We start from the raw sequence: 26,507 nt of genomic DNA on the forward strand, positions 1-26,507 counted from the left end.
ATTATATAGAGAACTCATCACCTACCCAGGTGAAGCTCAATTGACAAATTGAAATAAACTCGGAAGATGGAACCCTTTAAATGAGTGTGAATATTAGATGAATAAAACTAAAGTCATTTGCTTAACTCCAATAAAAAACGAAGCTTGGATTTTAGATAAATTTTTAGCTGCTACTAGCTTGTGGGCTGACCACATAATTATAGCCGATCAGATGTCTGATGATGGCTCAAGAGAAATAGCAAAGAAATACCCTAAAGTTATTTTAATTGATAATAAGAGTAAGGTATTTAATGAGCCTGAAAGGCAAAAACTTTTAATAGAAGAGTCTAGAAAGATAGAAGGAAAAAAATTACTAATAGCACTAGATGCAGATGAGTTTATATCAGGTAATGCGTTCTCAACCGAAGAGTGGGCTAGTATGCTATCTGCGGATCCCGGAACTGTGTTTAAATTTAAGTGGCCTTTTATTGCTAGTAATTTCAAACAGTATTGGGCGGGTGCAGATGCCAATATGCCTTTCGCGTATATGGATGATGGTGCTGAACATACAGGAAGGGCTATTCATAGTACGCGAATTCCTTCACCTAAAGCCAGTCCGACAAGAAAACTTAATGACTTTGTTGTGATGCACTATCAATTTACAGACTGGCAAAGGATGGAGAGTAAGCACCGCTGGTATCAGTGCTTTGAGCGGATTCAGTTCCCAGAAAAGTCGGTTATTGAAATATTTAGAAGGTATAACCATATGTATCAAATCAGTGAACAAGATAAAAGGAATGTTCCTGCCAAGTGGTTTAGTTTCTATTCTGAAAATGGGGTTGATATTTCCTCTGTCGAAATTAGTGGAAATTACTACTGGGATAAAGAGGTAGAACATTTCATTAAAGAGTATGGTCAACGCTACTTTAAATATATGGACTTAAAAGAAAATAACAATTTGTTGTTAGCATACTTGAGAGCAACACGAGAGTGGAAATATTCCATTTTAGAAAAGGCTTTTGATAAATATTTAGGTGGAATAAGATGAACCCTAAGTTTACAGTTGTAACCGTTTCTTATAATAGTGAAAGTACTATTGAACAAACTATCTTGTCAGTTCTTAATCAATCTTTTAAAAACTTTGAATACTTGATTATAGATGGTGGTTCCAGTGATTCAACTGTCGAAATAATAAAAAGGTACGAAGGACGTTTTGAAGGGCGCCTCAGATGGGTTTCGGAGTCTGATCAGGGTATATATTATGCAATGAATAAAGGAATTGATATGTCTACGGGACAATATATCGGTTTACTTAATAGCGATGATTGGTATGAACCAGACGCCTTAGAAACGGTAGAAAAAAGTATAAAAGGCAATGAAGATGTCCTTTATGGTATGTTAAATGTTTGGGATGACGAAAAATTAAAGTATGTATATGCAAATTATGTCGATAAAATCCCTGAGGAGTCTTTAGCTCACCCTTCTTCTTTTATCTCACAAGAGTGCTATTCTAAGTTTGGAAAGTATACGACTGAGTTTCGTAGTACATCAGATTATGAGTTCTTTTTACGTTTATACCATGCTGGGTGTAGCTTCAAATTTGTTAATGGTATTTTAGCTAATTTTCGATGTGGAGGAATGTCAGCAGGAACACTCGGATATTTTGAAACATTACAGATAAGGTATAAACATGGCTATATTTCAAAACAACAATATTGGAAGCTTGTTCTAATTCGTAAGATGAAAAACTTGTTGAGTAAAGTAAAACAGTGTTTAACCAAATAGATAAAATGATAGCAGGTCAATAACGAATGAAGAGGGTTCTTATAGTCTCAAACGAATATCCACCTATTGTTGGTGGTGCGGGGATATATTTAGCAAATCTTGTGAATAACATTGATTTAACGCGCCATAAAGTGACTCTAATTATTCCTGAAGGGTGTTGTGCCAAGGTAGATGATAATCTTGAGGTGATAGAGGTTAAAGAAATTAAAGGACTATCTTTATTCAGTTATTATTTGAAGATAAAAGAGTTAAATTTAGAGCTGTTTTCAAAAATTATTGTTAATGATCCTAGTACTGCTTTTATCTTTACACTAATGCTAAAAGAACATAGAGCAAAACAAGTTGTATTTTTACATGGGCTTGAACCTGAGTATATTTTTCAATCACCAAGACCTTTATACCAACTTTTACAGTTTGGTAAAAAGTACTTAAATTATTTAAATCAGGTTGAAAAGGTCGTTTTTGTTAGTCATGACCTAGAAAATAAGTTTAACCAAATTGTTGGAATTTCAAAGTTAAGTAATAGTTTACAACTATCTCCGTGTGTAAACAGAGATGATTTCCTTTGCCCTGAACTTGCTCCTACCTGCCTTTCATCAACGGAAATTTCAGAAATTAACAATAGTGAGTTTATTTTATCGGTTTCAAGAATAGAGAAACTAAAAGGGTATTCAAAGCTATTGAAGGCAGTTACCCCTCTACTTAAAAAAGACCCCAAGCTAAAATGGGTTGTCATTGGTACAGGGGCATATTTACCTACATTAAAGAGGTTAGTTAGTGAGGCTGGGGTTATTAATCAAGTGATAATACTTGATGAACTACCGAGAAAGAACTTAAGTTACTTTTATTCTAGAGCAAGTGTTTTTATCTTGCTTTCAGAGTATAGAGAATCATTTGGCTTGGTATACTTGGAAGCGTTGAGCTTTGGCTGCAACACAATAGGTAATGATTATGGTGGTGTAAGTGAAATATTGATAGACCAAGGAGGTCTAGTCGCGCGAACATCGTCTGTTAATGAAGTAATGTGCGAAGTTAGTAAACACCTAAATGGTAAGCCTGTTGCTGCAAGAGACTTTCATGAAGTACAGAGATACTCAAAAACTCAATTTAGTGAAAAAGTAGAGTTAATATTGTGATAAAACCTTTATTGAAAATATTAAATGAAGACGCATATCGATATACAGGGAAAAACAAAACAATTCTTCATTGTTATAGGTACTTTCCCGGCTATAAATATTCTTTTTGGTTGCGGTGTACACAATACTTTAGTAGGAACAAACGTTCGATAGGTTTTATTTTTTCACGCATCTTATTATCTCGATATAAATATAAATTTGCTATTGATATTCCTTATACAACTCAGATAGGTTCCGGGCTCTATATTGGACATTTTTCTGGAATTTTTATTTCGTCAGATGCTGTCATCGGAAAAAACTTCAATATTTCACAGTGTGTCACAATAGGCAGTGCTTCCCGTGGTGAGAAGAATGGAACGCCTGTTATAGGAGATAGCGTATACATAGCCCCAGGCGCTAAAGTGTTTGGAGCTATTGTTATCGAAAGTAACGTTGCTATCGGAGCTAATGCCGTTGTTTCTAGTGATGTTTCACAAAACTCTGTCGTGGTTGGTATTCCTGCTAGTACTATATCGAATAACGGTTCCCGAGGGTATTGTGTAAATGAAGTTTGAACCAAAAGTTTGTTTTTTTATGCCATCGTTAGATGGCGGTGGTGCTGAAAAGGTGACAATAAACATCTTTAATGAGCTCAATTTACGTGGTATAGATGTGGAGCTCGTCGTTCTAAATGATGAGGGCCCTCTAAAAGAATTTATCCAATTTAAAGAACGGATGAAAGTCATACCTGCCAAATCACTTATTTGGGGCTTTTTTGATATTGCGAAGTTCTTTAAGAAAGATAAATATTTAATCTTTTCTATTATGACACAGCCTTCACTCTTGATGTTGTTAATTAAAGTATTGTTTTTAAAGCAGAGCCAGATTGTTGTAGTCGAACACAGCAGCTTTCTAAATTGGAAAGCAATATATGGTGAGACTAAATTTAATATTTATAAATTTCTAATAAAAAAACTTTACCCAAGATCGTCAAGCATTATTACAGTATCAAATAAAATGATTTCTGACTTTACTTCTATAATTGGAAGCAATTCCGTTGAAATTAACTGTATATATAACCCAATTGATCTAGAGGGAATTCGAAGATTAGCGAAAGTGCCTATCCCAAGTAAATTTCCCGACAACAAGAAAGAAAAAAAATTAGTATTTGTTGGTCGTTTATCGAAGGAGAAGAATTTAGGCTTTTTAATTGAAACAATTGCTACTATTCCTAGCTCATATTCATTGTGCTTAGATATAATAGGAACGGGTTCTGAAGAAGCATTTTTAAAAGATAAAGTAAAACAATTGCAGATAGAGAATACAGTCCGCTTTTTAGGCTTTCAATCGAATCCGTACCAGTACTTAAAAGATGCCGACGCCCTTGTTCTCACTTCGAAAGTAGAAGGATTTCCGAGTGTTTTAATTGAAGCAATGGCTTTAGGTATTCCTCTTATTTCAACAGATTGCCATACGGGCCCATCTGAAATCATTATTGACGATTCACTAGGAGAGTTAGTTGTTGTTAATGATAAAGAAGCCCTTAGTAAAGCAATCGTCAAAGTACTCTTTGAGCGTTCGTACTCTTCGAACGCGATAAGGCACAGCGCTAATAGGTTTTTAATAGATAAAAGTATTGAAGATTATATTTGTTTAATAAATAGGCATATTAAAAAATAATGAAGACAGTTTTACACTTTATCCACTCCCTTGATATTGGCGGTGGCTCAATGCATGTTGATAAGTTGACTAGCGATTTATGCCATGATTATAGACATATTGTTTTAGGGTGTTCTGGTAGTTATGAGAAGCATTTAAGAGATAAATTAGGAAACGACCTATATTGTGGTGATTGGCTGACAACGCCGTTTATTCTTTTAAAGTTGATTTTGACAAAAAAGCTGGATGTTATCCATTTCCATGGAAGAATGGCTGGGGTTATAGGTAGGTTGATGTCTTCATTCTCTAGTGTGAAGAAAGTCTATACGATACACGGTTTTAGTTTTGAAAGTGATGGCACCTTTAAAAAAATGCTATTTATTTTGTTTGAGCGCTTACTCGCATATTCGACAGATACAATTATCTTTGTATCTAGAGATGAGAGGAAATTATTTCATAAAGTGGTGTCTAGCAAGCATATAAAAAAAGAAAGAATTGTTTTTAATTATCTCAACAGCGAACACAATATTGGAAGTATAAAGAGAGACATTACAGCGCGAGATACTATTAAGGCAATCTATGTAGGAAGAATGTCTAAAGAGAAAGGTGTTGATATATTATTACAAGCGATTAAGAACGTTAACTGCCCAAATTTATCATTAGATTTAATCGGTGAGGGGCCTTATTTGGAGGAGTTTAAACGGCTATCTCGTGAGCTAGAGCTTGACCAGTGCATATTTCATGGTGCTGTTGCAAATGCAAGTCAACTACTTTCTGATTATGATTTTTTATTTATCCCATCTAGATATGAGGGAATGCCTTATATTATGATTGAAGGGGTAACCGTCGGTATTCCAATTGTATGTACTCCAGCGAGAGGGATAAAAGAGTTTTTAAATCGAGACAATAGTTATATTGCAGATGAGCTATCGGTCGCTTCATTAACATCAGCGACAAAAGTAATTACTAAAGACTTTAGAGAAAACCCTAAAGCTATAGCCTCAAAGTTACTGAGTTCTTCAAAACTGCTTTCGTGTGAGTTCAATAAAGATGCGCAACTAAAAAAGTTGAAAGATATTTATAACTAATGCATTGGTTTTTAGTTTTTCCTAAGTTAAGCATTGGCGGTCAATCGGGGATATTGATCGGCGAATTATTCTTAGTTCTTATATTGGCGAGATCCATTCTTTTTCAAACATATAAACTTAGAATGAATGTTGAGATCAAGCTTATTGCCTGTTTAGCGTTCTACTATTTTGTGTTGTCTAACTTTAGTTTTTATACAGAAGGTATTGTATTAGGAGGAATAATATACTTTTGTAAAATTTTTCTTATTATTCTAGGGTATGGCTTGATAACACCTATTTCTAATCAGCCCTACGATAATTTGAATAAGTTTATTATTAAACCGTATTTTATACTTTGTTCTATATCGCTTGTTATTTTCATTGCTTATAAAATAATTTTGAATCCAAGTGTCGGTGAGATACTGTGGGGCTACTCGTTAGGCGCTCGGCTAATTCCTATGTTTGGCTTAGGGTTAGATGTCATTAATTTTTCTCTAGCTCCTATAGGTGGAGGCTCAGGTAACTTACTTGGCTCTTTTTCATTAATAACATTAATTGTTATCTGTAATGCCAAATCAATTGATAAAAGGTATTTACTAATAGGGGCAATTTTTTTGTTTGTTTTCCTTGCTCTATCAAGAAGCTCCTTAATAACACTTACTTTATACATGGTCTACTTTTTTTTGTTCAAGAAGAGAAAGATCATAACACTATTATTAATTTCAACCCTTGTTGTTACTGTTCTGGCGATGTTTGGAGAGCAAATTAGTTTAGTTAACCGTTTAACTGACACCGTCACTAGCAAAGGTCTTGATGCCTCTTCCATGGGCCGGGTAATTAACTATATCGATGGGTTTAAAGCTTGGGCTGCGAGTCCATGGAGTGTCATTTGGGGTATTGGTAGTGATGAATCATTATTGCTTGAAAAAGTGCATGCACCATTAATAGAATCGTTTTACCTTGGTCTCCTATATTCAGGTGGCTTGATCAGTATACTGTTTATTTTTCTTTTTATGACCTTAATATTCTGCAAGCGGAATAATAATATTTATTATCGATATTTATTTGAATATATAGTGTTTCAATCAATTATTCAGTGGACATTAGCTGGTGGTGATTTTTGGGGACCTGTAAATATGTATATACTTATTGTATTTTTAGCGCTTGGCCAACAACAAAAACTACGTAAAAAGTGCCAAGGTATTTAGAGGGAAAATTTTGAAAGTATTACAAGTTGGAAAATTTTATCATCCTGTTTCTGGTGGTGTTGAGTCTGTAACCTTTGATATTACTGAACTGCTTAACCAAAAGGACATAGTGTGTGATGTGCTTTGTACCGACGATGGAAATAACACGCGAACAGATATAATAAATGGCTATAAAGTCTTTAGGGCTGGGGCATGCTTTCATGTGCAGTCTACGTCTCTTTCCATTGACTATATAAAACTTTTGCGTCAGCACATTTTAAATTACGATATCCTTCATGTTCACTTACCTAACCCGTTAGCAACAATTGCTTTACTTTTTGCAAAGCTTGAAGGGAAAAAGATAGTGCTACATTGGCATAGTGATATAATAAAACAAAAAAAATTGCTTACTCTTTACAAGCCGTTTGAAACGTGGATGCTAAAAAGAGCGGACGCGATTATTGGCACTAGCCCAGTCTATGTAGATTGCTCAGAAGCGTTATCTCCTGTTAGAGCCAAGTGTGTCGACATCCCTATAGGAATTGATGATGGTTTACTAGAAGCTGATTTAACTAAAGTTCAAGAAATAAAGCATCGGTATTCGGAAAAAAAGATTATCTTCTCTCTAGGCCGTTTGGTGTATTACAAGGGGTTTGAGTATCTCATTTCTGCAGCGAAAGAGCTTTCTGATGAATACGTCATAGTTATTGGAGGAACTGGGCCATTAGAAGCAAAGTTAAAACAACAGATCATCTCTTTAGGTTTACAAGAGCGAGTTTATTTGACTGGTCGAATCGAGAATGAAGATTTAGGAAGTTATTTTGAGGCTTGCTCATTATTTTGTTTACCGTCAATAATGAAATCAGAAGCGTTTGGTGTTGTACAACTAGAAGCTATGAGTTTTTCTAAACCCATTATTGCGACCAATATTGAAGGTTCTGGTACAAGTTGGGTAAACGAACAAGGGACAAGTGGCTTAAACGTTCGTGTAAAGGATCCCCAAGCATTGGCACAAGCAATTGAAAATGTTCTTGGTGACGATGAGCAGTATGAATTTTTCTGTAGGCAGGCACGAGAACGATTTGAGCAATCATTCAGAAGAGAAACAATGGTTGATAAAATAATTTCGTTATATGGAAAAATATGACAATTATGAAGTTGTTATCTGCTCTTAATAAGTATAAAAAACGTGCTCTATATAGATAACAAAAAGCGGCGTCTTTCTTAAGTAATGTTATTTGAGCGACAGTGTGCCATTACGCCACCTTGAAATGAGAAAACGACATACGAGATGAGGACTTAAATAACTTTAGCTTAATTAGAAAGTTAATTAATGGTGAGATAAATTATTGCACTTGGTATTTTCTCTGTTGGAAGCTCTAAGGAGTATCATTTAATAACTAGAGTTTCACTTGGGGTGAGGCTTGGATGGGAATAGGTCGAACGAGAGCTAGGAAATGTAATGAATAAGCTATTTTATAGCACTTTTATAATACTGTATTATGATACTTCAAAAGAAATGTAGGAAGTCAGGAATGTCAAAAAAGATAGCCTTAATAACAGGCGTTACAGGTCAAGATGGATCTTATTTAGCAGAGTTTCTGCTAGAAAAAGGGTATGAAGTTCACGGTATTAAACGGCGTGCCTCAAGTTTTAATACTGAGCGTATTGATCATATTTATCAAGATAGCCATGAAGAAAATCCAAGTTTTTTCCTGCATTATGGTGATTTAACGGATACGTCGAACTTAACTCGTATCCTAAAAGAAGTTCAGCCTGACGAAGTCTATAACCTAGGTGCGCAAAGCCATGTTGCAGTGTCGTTTGAAGCGCCAGAATATACTGCCGATGTAGATGCGATTGGTACTCTTCGTTTACTTGAAGCAATTCGCTTTTTGGGCCTTGAGAAAAAGACAAAATTCTATCAGGCATCGACTTCAGAGCTTTATGGTGAAGTACAAGAAATCCCGCAAAAAGAGACTACGCCTTTTCACCCGCGTTCACCTTATGCTGTTGCTAAAATGTATGCTTACTGGATCGCTGTAAACTACCGTGAATCTTACGGTATGTACGCGTGTAACGGTATCTTGTTTAATCACGAATCACCGCGCCGTGGTGAAACCTTTGTAACACGTAAGATTACCCGTGCTTTAGCAAATATTTCGCAAGGGTTAGAGAAGTGCTTATACCTTGGTAATATGGATGCATTACGTGACTGGGGTCATGCAAAAGACTACGTACGCATGCAGTGGATGATGTTGCAACAAGATGTAGCCGAAGACTTTGTTATTGCAACAGGTAAACAAATTTCAGTACGTGAATTTGTTAAGCTTTCAGCGAAAGAGCTTGGTGTAACACTTGAGTTTAGTGGTGTTGGTATCGATGAAATTGCAACCGTTGTAGCAATTGAAGGCGACAATGCACAGGCGCTTAACGTAGGTGATGTCATTGTACGTGTCGACCCTCGTTACTTCCGCCCAGCAGAAGTTGAAACACTTCTTGGTGACCCAACAAAAGCAAAAGAAAAGTTGGGTTGGGTACCGGAAATTACCGTAGAAGAAATGTGTGCTGAAATGGTGCAGAATGATTTAGCAAAAGCAAAACAGCACGCGATTTTGAAAGAGCACGGTTACGACGTAAGTGTTTCTGTAGAGTAATCAAATAAAGACATTAGCATAGTAGCGTTCAAGTTTATTGCTTGAGCGCTATTTTTTTGATAATAGGATATTAAAATGAAACGCGTATTTGTTGCTGGCCATCGTGGAATGGTTGGTTCGGCTATTGTTCGTCAATTAGCACAACAAGGTGATGTAACCGTTATTACTCGTACACGTAGTGAACTTAATCTACTTGATACAAACGCCGTTAAATGTTTTTTTGAAACTGAAAATATTGATCAAGTTTATTTAGCTGCCGCTAAAGTGGGTGGTATTGTTGCCAATAACACTTACCCTGCAGAGTTTATTTTTGAGAACTTAACCATTCAAAACAATATTATTCATAGTGCACATCTAGCTGGCGTGAATGATTTATTGTTTTTAGGTTCTAGCTGTATTTACCCTAAATTTGCTGAACAACCGATGACCGAATCAGCGTTGTTAACGGGTATCTTAGAGCCAACTAACGAGCCCTATGCAATTGCAAAAATTGCAGGCATTAAAATGTGCGAGTCATACAATCGTCAGTATGGCCGTAACTATCGTTCAGTGATGCCAACGAACCTTTACGGTGAAAATGACAACTTCCATCCAGAAAATTCCCATGTCATTCCAGCCTTGCTACGTCGCTTTCACGAAGCAAAGCTCAATGGCGATGCAGAAGTCATTGCTTGGGGTACGGGTAAACCAATGCGTGAGTTTTTGCACGTTAATGATATGGCTGCAGCATCCATTCATGTGATGAACTTAGATGATGCGACTTACGAAGACAATACACAGGAAATGTTAAGCCACATTAATGTGGGCACAGGCGTTGATTGTACTATTCGTGAATTGGTAGAAACAGTAGCGAAAGTTGTTGGCTTTGAAGGCGACATTACGTTTGATACCACTAAGCCAGATGGCACCCCTCGTAAATTAATGGATGTGTCGCGTCTTAAATCACTTGGTTGGGAATACAGTATTTCGCTAGAAGACGGTTTACGCACAACTTATCAATGGTTTTTAGCTAACCTAGATAACTTTAGAAAATAAGTTATGTTTTTAAATAAAGAGACGTTTTCAACTGTAATAAAAAGCACGCCGCTTGTATCAATTGACCTTGTAGTAATTAATCAAGAAGGGCAAGCCTTATTGGGGGAACGACTTAATCGCCCGGCAAAAAACTTTTGGTTTGTACCAGGTGGTCGTATACAAAAAGACGAAGCGTTAGCTGATGCATTTAAGCGCTTAACGCTTGAAGAACTTGGCCAGCAATTTTCAATAGATGAAGCTGAGTTACTAGGGCCATACGATCATTTTTATGAAGATAATGTATTTGGTGAAGAGTTTCGTACGCATTATGTCGCAATAGCATACGTGCTTAAACTAACACAGCCACTTGATAAACTGCCTATGGATGTACAACATGGTGCATACCAGTGGTTTGATATTGAAACGCTTGCAAGCTCAAATAACGTACATACGCATTCTAAATGGTACTTTGAAGCCCTGAGCAAATAAGGATTTAAAAAGGAGTTAATATGATTTTACCAGTAATTATGGCCGGAGGCTCGGGCACTCGATTATGGCCGATGTCACGTGGCAATTACCCGAAGCAGTTTTTAGCATTGCATGGTGACTTAACCATGCTTCAACAAACAATCTCACGCTTAAACGGTATTGAGCATAAACCCGCAATGCTTATTTGTAACGAAGAGCATCGCTTTATCGCAGCAGAACAAGTTCGCCAGCTGGATGTTGAACACAGTGGTATTTTTTTAGAGCCAGTAGGGCGTAACACTGCACCAGCAATTGCATTGGCTGCATTTAAAGCCGTTGAGCAACGACAAGACTCATTATTACTTGTACTTGCGGCAGACCATGTGATTAACGATGAGGCTTCATTTCAGCAAAGTGTTGCTAATGCCACAAAACTTGCAAAACAGGGTAAGTTAGTGACCTTTGGTATTGTCGGTGATAAACCTGAAACAGGTTATGGCTATATTAAACGTGGTACGCAAATTGATAGTAGTGATGCCTATGTTGTCGATAGCTTTGTAGAAAAGCCAAACCTTGAAACCGCAAAAGAATACATGGCGACCGGTGAATATTACTGGAACAGCGGTATGTTTATGTTTAAAGCTAGCCGTTATTTAGAAGAACTAAAAGCACATCGTCCTGACATCTATGCTGCTTGTGCAAAAGCAATTGCGGTTCAAAGTGCAGATATGGACTTTGTGCGTGTTGATAAAGCTGCCTTTGAAGCTTGCCCTGATGAATCAATAGACTACGCTGTAATGGAGAAAACTCAAGATGCAGTGGTAATCCCTATGGACGCGGGCTGGAACGATGTGGGCGGTTTTTCTGCACTGTGGGAAGTGTCAAATAAGGATGGCAACGGCAATGCTCTTTTTGGTGACGTAAAAGCGGTTGATACAAAAAACAGCTTGGTATTTGGCGATAAGCAGCTAATTGCTACCGTTGGGGTAGAAGATCTTGTGGTTATTAATACCAAAGATGCAATTTTAGTGGCGCATAAAGATAAGTCACAAGAAGTAAAACAGATTGTTAATCAGCTTAAAACCGAAAAGCGTAGTGAAGTAACTTTTCACCGAGAAGTATACCGACCTTGGGGCAAGTATGACTCAATCGACAATGGTGATCGTTTTCAGGTTAAACGTATTACGGTTAAACCAGGTGCTAAGTTATCGGTACAAATGCATCATCACCGTGCAGAACATTGGATTGTGGTATCAGGAACTGCAAAGGTCCAAATTGATGATACCGAGCAGTATGTAACCGAGAATGAGTCCGTTTATATTCCAATTACGGCTGTACATGCACTAGAGAATCCTGGAACGGTAGACCTTGAGTTGATCGAGGTACAATCAGGGTCTTATTTAGGAGAAGACGATATTGTGCGTTTTGAGGACCGTTATGGCAGAGTGGAAGGTCAAAAATGATAAATCCCCTAAATTCGAATCAGGTACTTGCACAAAGTGGTGTGGCGTTTGGCACTAGTGGTGCTAGAGGGCTCGTTAGCCAATTTACACCTGATGTATGTGCTGCGTTTACTAATGCTTTTACTCAGGTCATGTCGGCGAATTATCCATTGACTCAACTGGCGTTAGCTATTGATAATCGTCCGAGTAGCTATGCTATGGCAATGGCGTGTGCCCAAGCACTTGCTGAGCAAGGAGTCGAAGCGGTGTTTTATGGTGTATTACCAACGCCAGCGCTGGCTTATGTCGCTATGGAGCAGAACATTCCTTGTATTATGGTCACTGGGAGCCATATACCCTTTGATCGCAATGGTTTAAAGTTTTATCGACCTGGTGGTGAAATTACTAAGACCGATGAGCACGCTATTTTAACTGCAGATGTTGATTTTAAGTCATTAGGAGAATTGCCTAGGCTAGAGAGTCTTGTTGAGGCAGGGAAGCGTTACATCAAACGTTATAGTAGTTTATTCGCTGGTCAATGGTTAGCGGGTAAACGGATTGGTGTTTACGAACACTCTAGCTCTGGACGAGATTTATACGCAGATTTGTTTACGGAGCTAGGCGCACAAGTTGTATCTCTTGAACGTAGCGATGAGTTTGTACCTATCGATACTGAAGCCGTGTCAGAAGAAGACAAAGCTAAAGCTAAAGCATGGTCAAAAGAATACGGGTTGGATGCGATTTTTTCGACGGATGGTGATGGTGACCGCCCATTAGTGGCTGATGAAAAAGGTGAATGGCTGAGAGGGGACATACTTGGGCTATTATGCGCTAAAGAGTTGAGTATTGATGCGTTAGCTGTTCCTGTCAGTTGTAATACTGCAATTGAGTTAAGTGATGAGTTTACTTATGTATCAAGAACTCGTATTGGTTCACCTTATGTGATTGCTGAATTTGATAGTTTGGCTAATGAGTATAAAAATATAGCTGGCTTTGAAGCCAACGGTGGGTTCTTATTAGGTAGTGATGTTGAGATTAATGGCAACACCTTAGCTGCGCTTCCAACTCGAGATGCGCTATTACCTGCATTGATGTTGTTATCTCTTGCTAAAGAGAAGACCATATCGGAAATTGTAGAAGCATTACCTCAACGTTTTACTTTCAGTGATCGCATAAAAGATTTCGAAACAGCACGTAGTCAGGCGATTATCGCAAAAGGGCTTGAAGCGCCTGAGCAATTGTTATTATCGTTAGGTTTTGAGGGTATCTCAATTTCAAATGTCGATGACACAGATGGCTTACGAATTACTTTAGAGGATAATCGCATAGTTCATTTACGCCCTTCAGGAAACGCTCCAGAATTACGTTGCTATGCTGAAGCAGACAATACCGACGCTGCTAAGGGGATCGTTGTAAAGGCGCTAGCGAATGTTGTTAACCTCTAAATGACTCATATTGCTCAATGATTCATTGAAAGGCTCGACAACAAGAGCCTTGAACCCCCTTTAGCTGTAAAATAATGTATTAGAGAGGGAAACTCTCTAAGCTTTATCAAAAAAGTAATAGTAAGAGTCTAATAACATGTCAAAAATTACAAAAGCCGTTATCCCTGTCGCTGGCCTTGGTACAAGAATGCTCCCTGCGACAAAAGCAATTCCAAAAGAAATGCTGCCGATTGTCGATAAACCTCTTATTCAATATATCGTGAATGAATGTGTAGCTGCTGGGATCAAAGAAATCGTACTAGTGACCCACTCGTCAAAGAACGCTATTGAAAACCATTTTGATAAATCATTTGAATTAGAAACGACGCTAGAAAAGCGTGTAAAGCGTCAAATTTTAGAAGAAGTGCAAGCGATTTGTCCTAAAGGGGTAACGATTATGCATGTTCGTCAAGGTGAAGCAAAAGGGCTTGGACATGCGGTACTGAAAGCCAGGCCGATTGTTGGCAATGAACCCTTCGTTGTTGTGTTACCTGACGTGATCTTAGATGAATATCAAGCAAACTTAAAAAAAGAAAACCTAACAACCATGCTACAACGCTTTGAACAAAACCAAGCGAGTCAAGTTATGGTAGAGCCTGTACCTCATGAACAGGTGAGTAATTACGGTGTGGTTGATTGTGACGGTCTGCAATTATCACCAGGGCAATCGATTGCGATGAGTGCTATCGTTGAAAAACCAGCCGTTGAAGAAGCTCCTTCTAATTTAGCTGTGGTCGGACGCTACGTTTTATCTGCACAAATCTGGGACTTATTAGAATTCACACCACCTGGTGCAGGTGATGAAATCCAATTAACAGATGCTATTGCCAGTTTAATGAAAGTTGAAGCGGTAGAAGCGTTTCATATGACTGGAAAGTCTCATGACTGTGGCAGCAAATTAGGCTATATGAATGCATGCGTTGAGTATGGCCTAAGAGACGAACACTTAGGACCGAGCTTTAAAGCATCGTTAGAAAAGCTATTATCGAGTATGGATAGCTAGTGTTACTACATTCAAACAAGCTAGCATTAATGCTCTTTAAATAACGATCATTAACGCCAACAATTTAATCACTTAAAGACAGTAAACGGGAATAACATGGCAGTTTTTGTGACAGGCGGTGCAGGATATATCGGCACGCATACCATAGTCGAGCTCTTAGAAAATAATGAACAAGTTGTGGTACTCGACAACCTAAGTAACTCCAGTGAAGAGTCTCTGAAACGCGTGACAATGATTACGGGAAAAACAGTTGATTTTTATCAAGGTGATATCTTAGATAGTGACTTACTAGATAACATTTTTACCACCCATGAAATTAGTGCAGTGATACATTTTGCTGGCCTAAAAGCAGTAGGTGAATCAGTTGAACAGCCATTGAAGTATTATAAGAATAATGTCGCAGGAACGGTCATTTTGTGTCAGGCAATGGGCAAAGCCAATATTAAAAATATTGTGTTTAGTTCATCGGCAACGGTCTATGGCGACCCGGCAAGTTTACCAATCAAAGAAGACTTCCCGACAGGAGCCACCAACCCTTACGGGCAATCAAAATTAATGGTTGAGCATATATTAACAGACTTGGCTAATTCGGACCCAAGCTGGAACATTGCCGTTCTTCGCTATTTTAATCCGGTTGGAGCGCATGAAAGTGGCTTGATTGGTGAAGATCCAAATGATATCCCAAACAATCTAATGCCATTTATTGCTCAAGTTGCCGTCGGTAAACGCGAACAATTAAGCGTGTTTGGTAATGATTATGATACCCATGATGGCACAGGGGTGAGGGATTATATACACGTTGTTGATCTAGCCAAAGGGCATTTAAGAGCACTGGAAAAACTAAATACAGCCCCAGGTCTAGTGACATATAACCTCGGTACAGGCCAAGGTTATAGCGTACTTGATATGATTCAGGCATTCGAAAAGGCCAGCGAACAAACTATACCATATCAAATCGTCGCTCGACGCCCAGGGGACATCGCAGTATGTTATGCTGCGCCTGAAAAAGCTAAGCAAGAACTCAATTGGCAAGCAACCCATTCAATCGATGATATGGCTCAGAGCAGCTGGAAGTGGCAATCATCAAACCCAAATGGTTATGAGTCCTAGGGTACCATAGTTAACCCTCTAAGTTTTTGCTCTATAGGGACTTTGTCCGGGTTCGCTACCTTTTTCTGTCGTCCTGACACGCTCCTAGTCAGGACCTCATGATGTTTTCCTCGTCATTATGCCACGCTTTTAACCAGAATCTTTTAGATGGTTAAAATGCAGGGAAAAGGCCATGGATAAAAACACCACTAGGGCGGCACACTAGTTCGTCATTCTGGAGTGCTTCTATCCAGAATCTCACTTTTATATTTAAAGTATTAAGTTCAACTCAAAAAAACAAACAAAAACACAGCAATAAACTAGACTTAAATTACATACCAAAGTGACTCAAACTGAGGGAGTAATGATGAGTCGAATTGACATTGTAACAGCAGAGTTGAAGGTGACGCCAAAGACTTGGCTAATCACAGGTGTAGCAGGGTTCATCGGCTCAAATCTGTTAGAAGCATTATTAGCGTTGAACCAACGGGTCATAGGCTTAGATAATTTTTCAACTGGCTTTCAACGAAATTTAGATGAAGTCAAGACATCAGTGACAAAACAACAATGGTCACAGTTTACCTTTATTGAAGGCGATATTAGAGAATTTAAAGACTGTGAAGCAGCATTACAAGGTGTTGATTACGTCCTTCACCAAGCTGCACTAGGTTCAGTTCCACGTTCAATTGAAACCCCCTTGATAACCAATGCGTCAAATATAGACGGTTTTCTAAATATGCTTGAGGCTGCAAAAAAAGCGCAGGTTAAAAGCTTTACCTATGCGGCAAGCAGCTCAACCTATGGCGACTCAGCTGAACTTCCCAAAACAGAAGGTGTAATAGGCAAGCCCTTATCGCCCGAAGCAGTCACTAAATATGTTAATGAATTATATGCCAGCGTGTATGCAAGAACCTATGGCTTTAAATCGATTGGATTAAGATATTTTAACGTCTTTGGCAAAAGACAAGACCCGAATGGCGCTTATGCTGCAGTGATCCCTTTATGGACTGCTGCGATTATTAATGGCAACGATGTTTTTATTAATGGCGATGGGGAAACAAGCAGGGATTTTTGCTTTATTGAAAACACGATACAAATGAACCTACTAGCTGCAACCGCTGAAGATGAATTTAAAGATGAAGTTTACAATGTAGCATTAGGTGATCGCACAACATTAAATGAATTATATGATTCCATTTGCAGTGCATTAGCAACATGTGACGTTAAGTGCGATAGTGAATTGACATATCGAGAATTCAGAGTTGGCGATATTAGGCACTCCCAAGCTGATATCACCAAAGCGCAGCAAAATTTAGGCTATGATCCGAAATATAAAGCTCGGCAGGGGATTGAACAAGCAATGCCCTGGTACTGCCAATTTTTTAATACAGATAAAACATCATAGGCCTCACCCGACGAACGTCGTTTTAGCCCCATCGCCGTCGTTCCGGAAGTCCTTTATCCAGAATTTAGAACATAGTTCGAAAAACCTGGGTAAAAACACCACTAGGGCGATACTAGTTCGTCGTTCTGGAGTGCTTCTATCCAGAATCTCTTATTACATCAAAGTGACCCCTTAAGTTAGCCCCACTCAAGAAGACAATAAAGCGTCAACTATCTTGAAAAGCACCGTTAACGTGAATTTAAATTCGTAAATCCTTGCCTTTTAGACGCTCAAATCACCCTAGACAATACCAGCTATATTGCGTATCATTCTGCGCGAATGTGGCTTTAAGATTTGAGTGATGGGTAGTATAGCTACAATCTTTTACTTGAAAAATAACCGATTAACGGTTCAGGTTTTTATAACTTAAAGAAGTTTATATTAAATATCAAAGGATTGGATGTTCTTCAGGCAATTAACTTGTCAAAACAATTCTTCCTGGTTTTTATCTCAAACTTTCTAACTTAAGCTATTTAACGTTTTATCGGTGAAATCGCTTTATCCCTTAAAACCCTTCCACATTATAAAAATATTTTTGTTAAAAGAATAAACAATGACAATACGTGTAAATTGAGCTTTTGGGAGCAATAACCTAAGGGCGGAAGCGTGTCTAAAGGCCGTGTATGGCCAATGAAATACACACTACTGGTTGAACTGTCATACCAAGTCTTAGAGTTTAAATCTCAGGGTATAGGAAAATATAGTCAATGCTAACTTCGTATAAAACATTAGCAACAAGCCTTTCGTTATTATTAATGAGCGGTTGTGCCATAATCCCAGGAAGTCATTTAGAAGGGATCGATGCACAAGCTTCACAATCAACATTAGAACAAGACTTATCAAACGTAAATATTTCGATTATCGATTCTCAATTGATCAAACAGCTGAAAAACGATAATGAAAAAAATGTTACGACTAAAGCATCAACCATCGATGTATCCAATTATGATTATGTACTAGGCATTGGTGACGTATTATCAATCGGTGTGTGGGATCACCCAGAACTAACCATTCCGGCGGCAGTTCAAAGAACAGCCGCATTTGATGGTTTCAGGGTTCAAGCTGACGGTACGATTACGTATGCTTACGCTGCTAAAATTCCGGCGGCCGGAAAAACCATCAGCCAGTTACACGACACGCTAGTTAAAAAACTAAGCAAGATTATCGAAAAACCACAAGTTGATATTAAAGTGGTTGGCTTTAATAGCCAGCGAGCCTATGTCACCGGAGAAGTGAAAAAGCCTGGCACATATGCGATAACAGAAATTCCACTAACGCTTATCGATGCAATCAATCAAGCGGGTGGATTAAATCCAAAAGCAGATTGGCGCACGGTCACATTTACTCGTGGTAACAACACTGAAATTATTAAATTAGATGATTTTTATGCCAAGGGTGACATTTCACAAAACCGCTTACTTCAACACGGTGATATTATTCATATCAACCGAACAGACAACCAAAAAGTCTTTGTGTTAGGTGATGTTAATCAAGCCGGTAGCATTGAAATCAACCGCTACGGACTTAGCCTAGCTGAAGCATTGAGCGATGTTGGTGGCCTAAAAGAGCAAACGGCCAATGCCAACGGTGTGTTTGTATTACGTAAGCGAGAAGCGAACAATGAGGGCGATGTGATAGCTGATGTCTATCAACTACACGCTAAAAACGTCGTGGCACTAGTGCTTGCTGACCAGTTCCAGTTACAACCGCGTGATATTGTTTATGTAACAACAGCACCAATTGCACGTTGGAACCGTTTGATCAGTCAGCTTGTTCCTACGATTCAGGCACTAGATGATATTTCAACATTAAAAAGCAGAGGACATATTTTCTAATGGGTATGTTTAATTCAATCTTAGTGGTTTGCGCTGGTAATATTTGTCGTAGCCCAACCGCAGAGTATCTACTAAAAGATAAATTAACTGATAGCCACATTAATGTATCCTCAGCGGGCTTAACTGCGTTGGTTGATAAAGGTGCAGAGCCTACGGCATCAAGTATTGCACAAAGTAATAACATTGATATGAGCCCTCACAAAGGACGTCAGTTAAATTCAGCGTTAATTGCTGAAAATGATCTAATTCTAGTGATGGAAGAGCGACACTTAACTGATTTATTAGGTCAGTATCCTCAAGCACGCGGAAAGACCTTTCTATTAGGGAAATGGGTTAATGACACAGAGATCCCTGACCCATATCGTCAAAGCCACGAGCAATTTGAGTATGTCTATAAGCTGATTGATCAAGCTTGCTCTGCTTGGACAAAGTACTTATAAAAAGCTCTTGTAAAAAAGACTTAAAGTAAAAAAGCCTGTATATCAGCTAAGAGTATTGAACTCAAACAAGCAAAAATTGCAAGTTAACCTAGAATAGGCAATTTTTGTTAAATTAATTCAGTGTTTAATAGCACATCATAAAAAAGCTAGTAACTAATATGTCTGCAAATGTAAATATCTCGACTTCTGCAACACAAACCTCATCAGCGAAGCAAACTCAGCAAACTAATGAAATTGATTTAATGGCCTTGTTTGGTGCGCTACTTGACCGTAAATTTTTTATTGCTGCTGTGACAGCTGTGTTTGCCATTGTTGGTGTCGCCATTGCGATATTATCAACCCCTATTTATAAAGCAACCGCAATGATTCAAGTTGAGGAAAGTGGTGGCTCAGTGCCTGGGTTTGATGACATGGCTGGAATGTTTGAAAGCAGTTCTAAATCAGTCACAGAAATTGAACTGTTAAAATCACGCTCAGTGATTGGCGAGGCTGTTGACGCATTAAAATTAAACATCGTGGCAGAACCAAACCTATTCCCCGTGATTGGTGGTCGCACCTTTAGAAAGTTTCAGGCTGTTGAACAAGGCGATGTTGCATTGCCGAGTTTTGGTGCATCTAGTTATGCTTGGGGTGGTGAAAAAATTGAAGTATTTCGTTTTGATGTACCGAAAAATGCTATCGGAAGGGGCTTTACTTTATTAGCCCACGGTGAGAATAAGTTTAGTTTATTAAATGCTGACGGTAGCGCTATTTTAAAAGGTCGTGTTGGTGAAGAGCTTTCTAACAGCAATTATGCACTAACAGTTAAAAAGCTTATCGCACGTGCTGGTACAACTTTTACCATTAAGCGCAATGATCGTTTAAATACCATTGTTAGCTTGCAATCAGGTATTGGCGCTAGTGAAAAAGGGAAGGATTCGGGGATTGTTAACCTTAGCTTTCAGCATAAAGATGCTGCTTACGCAGAAAGTGTATTAAACAAAATTGCAGAAATTTATGTACGCCGTAATGTTGAACGAAACTCAGCTGAAGCGAAAAAGTCCCTCGATTTTTTAGAGGTGCAACTACCAGAGATTAAAAAACAACTCGAACATTCAGAAGCACTGTTTAATGATTATCAAAAAGATCAACAATCAGTCAATATCACGCTTGAAACGCAAGGGATATTAGAGCAAATTGTTGAGCTTGATACAAAATTACAAGAATTAGATTTACAACGTTTAGCGATGTCGCGTAAGTTCAAACGCAATCACCCGAACTATCAAGGGATCGTGCAACAAATTGCCGCAGTTCAACAGCAGCGTGATGATTTAGCGAACAAGATCACTGACTTACCTGAAACACAGCAAAAGTTATTACGTTTAACTCGTGATGTTGAAGTGGGTAATGAAATCTACATGATGTTATTGGGTAAGGTACAAGAGTTAGATATTGTTCGTGCTGGCACCGTTGGTAATGTAAGAATTATCGACGTTGCAGAAGTCAATACGACTAAACCCGTTAAACCAAAAAAATCGCTCATTGCCGTAATGGCAACAATGCTTGGTGGCATGTTTGCAATTGCAATTGTATTAGTACAAAAGGCATTGCATAAAGGGGTTGAAGATCCTAGTGAAATTGAAGCAATCGGCATGCCTGTTTACGCAAGTGTCCCTTTCTCAACTCACCAAGATAAATTGACTGGTTTTGTTAAAGGGCGAAAAAGAAAGGTTCATCAAGCCCATAATGTGTTGGCTGTAGATAACCCTGCTGATTTATCCATTGAGGCGTTACGTAGCTTAAGAACCAGTCTTCACTTTGCAATGATGGAAGCAAAAAATAATGTGATCGCCATTTCTGGCCCTTCTCCTGGTGTTGGTAAATCATTCATTTCAGCTAACTTAGGCGCTGTATTAGCGCAAAGTGGGCAAAAAGTACTTATCATTGATGCCGATATGCGTAAAGGTTATCTTCAGAAGCAATTTAACCTTAAATGGGAAGATGGTTTGTCAGATTACCTTTCAGGTCAAATGTCGCTGGAACAGATAACAAAATCAACCAAAGTTAAAGGCCTTGATGTAATCACTCGTGGTCAAGTGCCACCAAACCCATCAGAGTTGTTAATGCATAGTCATTTTAGTGACCTGATTGCAGCGGTCAAAGATAAGTATGACATCGTACTAGTTGATACACCACCAATCTTAGCTGTAACCGATCCAGCAATCGTTGGTGGTCACGCTGGCAGTATGTTACTAGTAACTCGCTTTGGTCAAAATGCACTGAAAGAAATTGATTATGCTCGTCAACGTTTTGAGCAAAACGGCATTGATGTTAAAGGGGTGGTCTTTAACGGAGTAGTTAAAAAAGCAAGTAATGCTTATGGTTATTACGGCTATTACAATTATGAATATAAGTCAGATAAATAATTATCTGAGAGTTTAGATAGTTAAATGAACATAGTTACAATGATTTAGTTCGTTGAAATTTACACTTCTGGCATGTTTTGCCAGTGATAGATATATGGAAAATAGAAATGCATGATTCATTAAAAGATATTAAAATTGGTGTGATCGGTCTTGGTTACGTCGGCTTGCCATTAGCTGTTGAGTTCGGCAAAAAAATTCCAACTTTAGGTTTTGATATCAACCAAGGACGAGTAAATGAATTACTTGGTGGACATGACTCTACGCTTGAAGTAAGTGATGAAGAACTAAAAGGCGCGCCGTTAATGTCGTATTCTTATAATGTCGAAGACTTAAAAGCGTGTAATGTATACATTGTTACAGTACCAACACCAATTGATGAGCATAAACAACCTGACTTAACACCATTAGTTAAAGCAAGTGAAATGTTAGGTAAAGTAATCAATAAAAACGATATTATTATTTACGAATCGACAGTCTACCCAGGCGCCACAGAAGAAGAGTGCTTGCCTGTTGTAGAAAGAGTTTCAGGGTTGATTTTTAATAAAGATTTCTTCGCTGGTTATTCTCCTGAGCGTATTAACCCTGGTGACAAAGAGCATCGCGTAACTAACATTTTAAAAGTAACTTCAGGTTCAAATGATGAAATTGCTGAAGTAGTAGACCAGCTATACAAATCAGTGATCATTGCTGGTACTCATAAAGCAAGCTCAATCAAAGTAGCTGAAGCGGCAAAAGTTATTGAGAATACACAACGTGACGTTAATATTGCGCTAATTAATGAGCTATCTATTATCTTTAATAAACTAGATATAGATACGTTGGAAGTCTTAGAGGCTGCGGGTACAAAGTGGAACTTCCTACCTTTCCGCCCAGGTTTGGTTGGCGGACACTGTATTGGTGTTGATCCGTACTACTTAACACATAAAGCGCAAAGTGTAGGTTATCACCCTGAAATGATCTTAGCAGGGCGTCGCCTAAATGATGGTATGGGGCAATACGTTGTTTCGCAGTTAGTTAAAAAAATGCTTAAGCAACGTATTCACGTTGAAGGCGCAAATGTATTAGTCATGGGCTTGACGTTTAAAGAAAACTGCCCTGATTTACGTAATACAAAAGTGGTTGATATCGTTAGCGAGTTAAAAGAGTACAATATAAATGTTGATATTATCGATCCATGGTGTTCAAGTGAAGAAGCTGAACATGAATATGGCTTGCCTTTAATTGAAGAAGCTAAGAAAGGTCACTATGACTCGATTATTCTTGCTGTAGGACATAACGAGTTTAAAGAGCTAGGCGTAGAAGAAATAAGAGCATTGGGTAAAGAAAACCATGTCTTATATGATCTTAAATATGTGCTAGATAAAAACTCAGTTGATATGCGTTTGTAGATTAAAGAGCATCATAAAGTAAGGGACCTTAAACAAAGGTTCCTTCTATCCACTTATCTCACATTGATGGAATCCAACCATGTCCCGTTACGATGAAATTAAACTAGAACTCCTACAAAACCCTAAAACTTGGTTAGTTACAGGTGTTGCAGGCTTTATTGGGTCTAACCTATTAGAAACCCTATTAAAATTAAATCAAAAAGTAATTGGTTTAGATAACTTTGCTACAGGCCATCAACGCAACCTGGATGAAGTACAATCCCTCGTTGAAAATAAACAGTGGGAACGCTTTAGTTTTATTGAAGGTGATATTCGCAATTATGCTGATTGTGAAAAAGTCGTTTCTGGAGTCGATTATGTATTACACCAAGCTGCATTAGGTTCTGTTCCAAGATCAATAGCAGATCCGCTAACGACAAATGGTGCAAACATAACTGGCTTTATTAATATGCTTCAAGCAGCAAAAGAAGATAATGTAGAAAGCTTTACATACGCTGCTAGTAGTTCAACCTATGGTGATCACCCTGCACTACCAAAGGTAGAAGAGAACATTGGTAATCCGTTATCTCCTTATGCTGTCACAAAATATGTGAATGAGCTCTACGCAGGCGTATACGCGCGTACTTATGGATTTAAGACAATTGGCCTACGTTACTTTAATGTTTTTGGGCAAAGACAAGATCCTAATGGCGCTTACGCAGCTGTAATCCCTAAATGGACAGCAGCAATGATTAAAGGCGAAGATGTATTTATTAATGGTGACGGTGAAACAAGTCGTGATTTCTGTTTTATCGAAAATACCGTTCAAATGAATATTCTCGCTGCCACAGCACCTGATGAAGCGAAAGATGAAGTCTATAATGTTGCTGTAGGTGATAGAACAACGTTGAACGAATTATATGAAGCAATTCAGCTTGCATTGCAACAGAATGAGATTGAAGCAACTTCAGCTCCTATTTATCAAGATTTTAGAGCGGGGGACGTACGTCATTCTCAAGCTGATGTGTCAAAAGCATCAAATAACTTAGGTTACCAACCAGAGTTTCGTATATTGGAAGGTATAGCTAAAGCGATGCCTTGGTACAAAGGTTTTTTAAATCAATGAATAAAATATTAGTTACAGGCGGCGCTGGATTTATTGGATCTGCCGTTATTCGCCATATTATAGAGAATACAACTGATGAAGTCGTCAATGTTGATAAGCTGACTTATGCAGGAAACTTAGAGTCTCTTACTGCTGTTGAAAATTCTGACCGTTATAACTTTGAGAAAATCGATATATGTGATCGATCTGAATTAGACCGTGTTCTATCAAAGTATAAGCCAGACGTGATTATGCACTTAGCGGCTGAGTCACACGTTGATCGTTCAATAGATGGCCCTGGAGAGTTTATTCAAACTAATATAGTGGGTACTTATACGTTATTGGAGGCAACTCGTAAATATTGGCAGTCTTTAACCGAACAAGATAAGTCGGCATTCCGTTTTCATCATATCTCTACTGATGAGGTCTATGGTGACCTTGAAGGCCCTGAAGATTTATTCACTGAAACAACCGCATATGAACCAAGCTCACCCTACTCAGCTTCAAAAGCAGCAAGTGATCATTTAGTGAGAGCGTGGCTTAGAACTTATGGTTTACCAACGGTGATAACTAATTGTTCAAATAATTATGGACCTTACCACTTCCCTGAAAAGTTAATACCATTAATGATACTGAATGCATTAGATGGTAAAGCATTGCCTATTTATGGTGATGGTCAACAAATTCGTGATTGGCTATATGTTGAAGATCATGCAAGAGCGTTGTATTTAGTCGCAACCACAGGAAAGGTTGGAGAGACTTATAATATTGGTGGACATAATGAAAAGGCTAATATTGATGTTGTTAAAACCATTTGTAACCTCTTAGAGGAGTTAGTTCCTGAAAATAGTTATTCTAAGGCTAGCGGTAACAAAGATGGTTTTATCAGTTTGATTACTTTTGTTACTGACCGACCGGGTCATGATGTTCGGTACGCTATAGATGCAAGCAAAATTGAAAAAGAATTAAACTGGACGCCTAGTGAAAGCTTTGAGACGGGGTTGAAGAAAACAGTCCAGTGGTATTTAGCGAACAGCGGGTGGTGTAAACGAGTACAAGATGGTTCATATCAACGTGAACGTTTAGGAGCAGAATAATGAAAGGGATTGTATTAGCGGGCGGCTCAGGCACGCGCCTTTATCCTATTACTCAAGGGATATCGAAACAACTAATACCTATTTATGATAAGCCAATGATATTCTATCCGATATCTGTGCTTATGTTAGCGGGTATCAGAGATATTTTAATTATTTCTACGCCTGAAGACATTAGTGGCTATCAGCGTTTATTATCTGATGGTTCACAGTTTGGTGTAAATATTTCGTATGAAGTACAACCTAGTCCGGATGGCCTTGCACAAGCCTTTATTATTGGTGAAGAGTTTATAGGTAGTGACAATGTCTGCCTAGTTTTAGGTGATAATATTTTTTATGGCCAAGGCTTTACGCCTAAACTTTTGAATGCTGCTAAAAGAGAGAAAGGTGCGACGGTTTTTGGCTATCAAGTAAAAGACCCTGAACGTTTTGGTGTAGTTGAATTTGATGATAACAACAAAGCACTTTCTATCGAAGAAAAGCCTACAAAGCCTAAGTCAAACTATGCAGTAACAGGGTTGTACTTTTACGATAATAGTGTTGTAGATATTGCAAAATCAATTAAACCGTCAGCTAGAGGAGAGTTAGAAATAACTTGCGTAAATAACGCTTATCTCGAAAAGGGTGAACTTAATGTAGAAATGCTGGGTCGTGGTTTTGCGTGGTTAGATACAGGAACACATGATTCTTTACTTGAAGCGGGGCAATATGTACAAACTATAGAACATCGTCAAGGTTTTAAAATAGCCTGCTTAGAAGAAATTGCATTCAACAATAATTGGCTTTCAGCTGAAGAGATTGAATCATTGGCAAAACCAATGATGAAGAATAGTTATGGGCCATATTTAATGAGCTTATTAGGTTAATA

23 protein-coding genes are annotated in these 26,507 nt (G+C 38.2%); all 23 read left to right on the forward strand.

Features of this window, described 5'->3' with window-relative positions:
- Positions 1-97 precede the first annotated feature (97 nt).
- The 23 genes from Q8W26_RS13075 (at position 98) to rfbA (ending at position 26,505) form a co-directional block, all read left to right on the forward strand.
- Positions 98-1,027: a glycosyltransferase family 2 protein gene (locus Q8W26_RS13075; protein WP_101214988.1), complete on the forward strand. Its 930-nt coding sequence runs from the start codon at positions 98-100 to the stop codon at positions 1,025-1,027.
- Positions 1,024-1,764: a glycosyltransferase family 2 protein gene (locus Q8W26_RS13080; protein WP_101214989.1), complete on the forward strand. Its 741-nt coding sequence runs from the start codon at positions 1,024-1,026 to the stop codon at positions 1,762-1,764. Before Q8W26_RS13075 ends, Q8W26_RS13080 begins: the two co-directional genes overlap by 4 nt.
- Positions 1,765-1,790: 26 nt before the next feature.
- Positions 1,791-2,900, forward strand: coding sequence for a glycosyltransferase family 4 protein (locus Q8W26_RS13085; RefSeq protein ID WP_101214990.1), 1,110 nt, complete (start codon positions 1,791-1,793; stop codon positions 2,898-2,900).
- Positions 2,897-3,454: a serine O-acetyltransferase gene (locus Q8W26_RS13090; RefSeq protein ID WP_305473615.1), complete on the forward strand. Its 558-nt coding sequence runs from the start codon at positions 2,897-2,899 to the stop codon at positions 3,452-3,454. Before Q8W26_RS13085 ends, Q8W26_RS13090 begins: the two co-directional genes overlap by 4 nt.
- Positions 3,444-4,559, forward strand: a complete 1,116-nt coding sequence (locus tag Q8W26_RS13095) for a glycosyltransferase (protein ID WP_101214992.1) — start codon at positions 3,444-3,446, stop codon at positions 4,557-4,559. The genes Q8W26_RS13090 and Q8W26_RS13095 overlap by 11 nt, the downstream gene beginning before the upstream one ends.
- A complete protein-coding gene (locus tag Q8W26_RS13100; RefSeq protein WP_101214993.1) occupies positions 4,559-5,626 on the forward strand; it encodes a glycosyltransferase in 1,068 nt (355 codons plus the stop codon). Before Q8W26_RS13095 ends, Q8W26_RS13100 begins: the two co-directional genes overlap by 1 nt.
- A complete protein-coding gene (locus tag Q8W26_RS13105; RefSeq protein ID WP_101214994.1) occupies positions 5,626-6,813 on the forward strand; it encodes an O-antigen ligase family protein in 1,188 nt (395 codons plus the stop codon). The genes Q8W26_RS13100 and Q8W26_RS13105 overlap by 1 nt, the downstream gene beginning before the upstream one ends.
- Positions 6,814-6,823: 10 nt before the next feature.
- The gene (locus Q8W26_RS13110) at positions 6,824-7,939 is read left to right on the forward strand and encodes a glycosyltransferase (RefSeq protein WP_101214995.1); all 1,116 of its coding nucleotides are present in this window, start codon (positions 6,824-6,826) and stop codon (positions 7,937-7,939) included.
- A 388-nt stretch (positions 7,940-8,327) separates the two neighbouring features.
- On the forward strand, positions 8,328-9,449 hold the full coding sequence (gene gmd, locus Q8W26_RS13115; protein WP_101214996.1) for a GDP-mannose 4,6-dehydratase: 1,122 nt from the start codon (positions 8,328-8,330) through the stop codon (positions 9,447-9,449).
- A 75-nt stretch (positions 9,450-9,524) separates the two neighbouring features.
- Positions 9,525-10,484, forward strand: a complete 960-nt coding sequence (locus Q8W26_RS13120) for a GDP-L-fucose synthase (RefSeq protein ID WP_101214997.1) — start codon at positions 9,525-9,527, stop codon at positions 10,482-10,484.
- Positions 10,485-10,487: 3 nt separating this feature from the next.
- A complete protein-coding gene (locus tag Q8W26_RS13125) occupies positions 10,488-10,952 on the forward strand; it encodes a GDP-mannose mannosyl hydrolase (protein ID WP_101214998.1) in 465 nt (154 codons plus the stop codon).
- A gap of 20 nt (positions 10,953-10,972) precedes the next feature.
- Positions 10,973-12,394: a mannose-1-phosphate guanylyltransferase/mannose-6-phosphate isomerase gene (locus Q8W26_RS13130; RefSeq protein ID WP_101214999.1), complete on the forward strand. Its 1,422-nt coding sequence runs from the start codon at positions 10,973-10,975 to the stop codon at positions 12,392-12,394.
- The gene (locus Q8W26_RS13135) at positions 12,391-13,818 is read left to right on the forward strand and encodes a phosphomannomutase (RefSeq protein ID WP_101215000.1); all 1,428 of its coding nucleotides are present in this window, start codon (positions 12,391-12,393) and stop codon (positions 13,816-13,818) included. Before Q8W26_RS13130 ends, Q8W26_RS13135 begins: the two co-directional genes overlap by 4 nt.
- A 136-nt stretch (positions 13,819-13,954) precedes the next feature.
- On the forward strand, positions 13,955-14,860 hold the full coding sequence (gene galU / locus Q8W26_RS13140; protein WP_101215001.1) for a UTP--glucose-1-phosphate uridylyltransferase GalU: 906 nt from the start codon (positions 13,955-13,957) through the stop codon (positions 14,858-14,860).
- Positions 14,861-14,956: 96 nt separating this feature from the next.
- Positions 14,957-15,970 (forward strand): UDP-glucose 4-epimerase GalE, encoded by a 1,014-nt coding sequence (gene galE, locus Q8W26_RS13145; protein ID WP_101215002.1) that lies wholly within the window; start codon positions 14,957-14,959, stop codon positions 15,968-15,970.
- Between the two features lie 346 nt (positions 15,971-16,316).
- Positions 16,317-17,354 carry an NAD-dependent epimerase/dehydratase family protein gene (locus tag Q8W26_RS13150; RefSeq protein ID WP_101215003.1) on the forward strand — a complete coding sequence of 346 codons (1,038 nt, stop codon included), beginning with the start codon at positions 16,317-16,319 and terminating at the stop codon, positions 17,352-17,354.
- A gap of 746 nt (positions 17,355-18,100) precedes the next feature.
- The gene (locus tag Q8W26_RS13155) at positions 18,101-19,228 is read left to right on the forward strand and encodes a polysaccharide export protein (RefSeq protein WP_101215004.1); all 1,128 of its coding nucleotides are present in this window, start codon (positions 18,101-18,103) and stop codon (positions 19,226-19,228) included.
- A 5-nt stretch (positions 19,229-19,233) separates the two neighbouring features.
- Positions 19,234-19,668 carry a low molecular weight protein-tyrosine-phosphatase gene (locus Q8W26_RS13160; protein WP_305473626.1) on the forward strand — a complete coding sequence of 145 codons (435 nt, stop codon included), beginning with the start codon at positions 19,234-19,236 and terminating at the stop codon, positions 19,666-19,668.
- Positions 19,669-19,826: 158 nt separating this feature from the next.
- Positions 19,827-22,073 (forward strand): polysaccharide biosynthesis tyrosine autokinase, encoded by a 2,247-nt coding sequence (locus Q8W26_RS13165; protein WP_101215006.1) that lies wholly within the window; start codon positions 19,827-19,829, stop codon positions 22,071-22,073.
- A gap of 107 nt (positions 22,074-22,180) precedes the next feature.
- A complete protein-coding gene (gene tviB / locus Q8W26_RS13170; protein ID WP_101215007.1) occupies positions 22,181-23,461 on the forward strand; it encodes a Vi polysaccharide biosynthesis UDP-N-acetylglucosamine C-6 dehydrogenase TviB in 1,281 nt (426 codons plus the stop codon).
- A gap of 79 nt (positions 23,462-23,540) precedes the next feature.
- The gene (locus Q8W26_RS13175; protein ID WP_101215008.1) at positions 23,541-24,566 is read left to right on the forward strand and encodes an NAD-dependent epimerase/dehydratase family protein; all 1,026 of its coding nucleotides are present in this window, start codon (positions 23,541-23,543) and stop codon (positions 24,564-24,566) included.
- On the forward strand, positions 24,563-25,642 hold the full coding sequence (gene rfbB, locus Q8W26_RS13180; protein WP_101215009.1) for a dTDP-glucose 4,6-dehydratase: 1,080 nt from the start codon (positions 24,563-24,565) through the stop codon (positions 25,640-25,642). Before Q8W26_RS13175 ends, rfbB begins: the two co-directional genes overlap by 4 nt.
- The gene (gene rfbA, locus Q8W26_RS13185; protein ID WP_101215010.1) at positions 25,642-26,505 is read left to right on the forward strand and encodes a glucose-1-phosphate thymidylyltransferase RfbA; all 864 of its coding nucleotides are present in this window, start codon (positions 25,642-25,644) and stop codon (positions 26,503-26,505) included. The genes rfbB and rfbA overlap by 1 nt, the downstream gene beginning before the upstream one ends.
- Positions 26,506-26,507 lie beyond the last annotated feature (2 nt).

The organism is Psychrobium sp. 1_MG-2023 (assembly GCF_030689115.1).
In the GTDB taxonomy this organism is placed as follows: Bacteria; Pseudomonadota; Gammaproteobacteria; order Enterobacterales; family Psychrobiaceae; genus Psychrobium.